The sequence below is a fragment of the Oleiphilus sp. HI0061 genome (genome assembly GCF_001635675.1).
On record NZ_LWFE01000952.1, the window covers coordinates 1 to 2,238 of the forward strand.

Sequence of the window (2,238 nt, forward strand, 5' to 3'; positions counted from 1 at the left end):
ACAAGGTCATTTGCCTTTGCCGTTTCAACAATACTGTAAAGTACACTGCTGGCATGGGCACCACTAGTGGTGTTTGAGAATAACCAGTTTTTTCGCCCTATCACGAAGGGTTTGATTGCTCTTTCTGCACGATTGTTATCGATATTCAGATGACCATCTTCTAAGTAGCGTGTCAGCTTTGGCCATTGATTTAAACTGTATGCGAGTGCTTTGCCCAAGGCCGATTTAGGCGGTACCTGCAGAATCGAGTTATCCAACCAGATTTTATATTCTTTCAACAAGGGTGTCGCATGTACGACTCGATATGCCTGTTTTTCTCTGGGCGATTTATCCTTTATGGCAGTTTCAATTCGATAGAGCTTTTTGATGTGAGTCATCGCCCAAGTAGCTTTTCCCGCTTTGGGTTTGCCTTTGCTTTGCGCTATATCAGCCTCTTTGAATTTGCGTCGTGCATGTGCCCAACAGCCCACTAATGTCGTTTGGGTGGATTCATAACCTTGATAGCCATCTACCTGTAAATAGCCTGAGTGACCTTGTAGAAAATTAATCGCACACTGGCTTGCCCGACTTTCATGGAAGTCATACAGCACGATATTGGGAATGTCTGTGTGATTGCTGCCGGGTGAGTCGGTACCGGTGCAATATAACCACATATAACATTTGGTTTTGTCGGATTCGATTACCTTTAGTGTGGTTTCATCTGCTTGTATTACATTTTGCCGCAAGAGGGTTTCATGCAGTTTGTCATAAAGCGGTTTGAGTAAGTCTGTACACTTCAGCAACCAGCTCGACATCGTTTGTCGGCTAAGCGGGATGCCATATTCTTTGAACAGACTTTCTTGTCGATAAAGCGGTAAGCCATATTGATATTTACTGGTAATGATTNGGCTTAACAAGCTCGCCGTAGCAAAGCTTTTTGGAATAGGTGAAGCCGGAACCGGCGTTTGTTTAATCGTGACGTTCGTTGCATGTTGCTCACAATGACGACAACTATATTTAGGTCGCACATGTTCGATGACTTTGATCTGGGCAGGAATGAATTCAAGCTGCTCGCTTTTATCTTCACCCATGCGATGTAATTCATGACCGCAGTCATCACAGCTTTTGTCTTCGTCTGCCAGGTCGTGAATGATGACGTCGCGTGGTAAGTCTTTGGGTAAAGGTTTACGAACAGGTTTCTTGCGTTCGTAGGTGATGGACTCTTTTTCGGCTTCAGTCGGTTCCGCTTCAGACTCATCTGCTAATTGCTCAAGTTCATTGAATAGCTCGCCCTGACCCGGGTAGCCTTCAGTGCTTTTACCAAATTGTTTATGCTGAGCTAAACGAAACTGCTCAGTAAGATAAGCGATAGTCTCATCTCTTTCTGCGAGNAGTTTCTTCAGTAAAATAGGGTCGTCAGGGAGTGATTCGATGTCTGTTTTCATGCGTGCATTTTAACAAAAAACACGCTAACTTGCTGTTTTTATTTATACTATTTACCTGATTTTATTACATAATATTTTGATAATCGACAGCTTGATGACCGATGACATCATAGCCTTCCAGCAACCAAGACAACTGCTGTTCATTCAATTCTAAACATGCTTCATCAATACGGCTTGGCCATTTGAATTTATCTTTTTCAAGCCGTTTATACCACAAGGCAAAGCCGGTTTTATCCCAATAAAGTATCTTCAATTTATCTTTGGCTTTGTTGCAGAAAATGAACAAGGCACCGCTCATGACGGGAAGATTTATCTCCGACTCAATGATCACAGATAAACCATTAATCGATTTTCTGAAATCGACAAACTGCCGGTGAAGATAAATGCGGGAAGGCTGAACAAACATCTTCATGATAAACCCTTTATCACTCTGACTAAAAAGTCAGGTGATATCGAATCTGGAAAAGTCAGTTCACCTGCTTGTGTGATTAACGTGATGATTTGTTTAGAGCTAGTGATCTGTGTGACTTGTTCAGACACTTGCCGAACAACTTTCGCTTCGACAAAATTATTGCCTGTCGAGCGTCGGTGCTTATTGAGGTAGAACGAAGAGGTGCTGATTTTATGTATGGAGCAGAATTCTGCAACCGTTAACCCGCTCTCTTTTTGATAATCGAAGATACTTGGCCAGTCGTGTTTGGCTTTCTTGGTGTTCTTTTTAGTCATGTGCTAGTTCCTTGTGAATTTTGGAACTAGCGTAATTAATTGTTGGGTTTGGTATTATGTGTGCTTGGCTAGACGCTTACTGTGTTTC

General features: G+C 42.4%; 3 protein-coding genes. All 3 read right to left on the reverse strand.

The genetic code is table 11. The annotated features are described in order from the left end of the window. A partial coding sequence (locus A3735_RS11150) for an IS66 family transposase (RefSeq protein ID WP_068638069.1) occupies positions 1-1,424 on the reverse strand: 1,424 nt, incomplete at its 3' end. Between the two features lie 64 nt (positions 1,425-1,488). Continuing rightward, entirely contained in the window at positions 1,489-1,836 is a 348-nt protein-coding gene (gene tnpB, locus A3735_RS11155; protein ID WP_068510160.1) for an IS66 family insertion sequence element accessory protein TnpB, read from the reverse strand. Next, positions 1,833-2,150, reverse strand: a complete 318-nt coding sequence (locus A3735_RS11160; RefSeq protein ID WP_068510162.1) for a hypothetical protein — start codon at positions 2,148-2,150, stop codon at positions 1,833-1,835. The genes tnpB and A3735_RS11160 overlap by 4 nt, the downstream gene beginning before the upstream one ends. Positions 2,151-2,238: the final 88 nt, after the last annotated feature.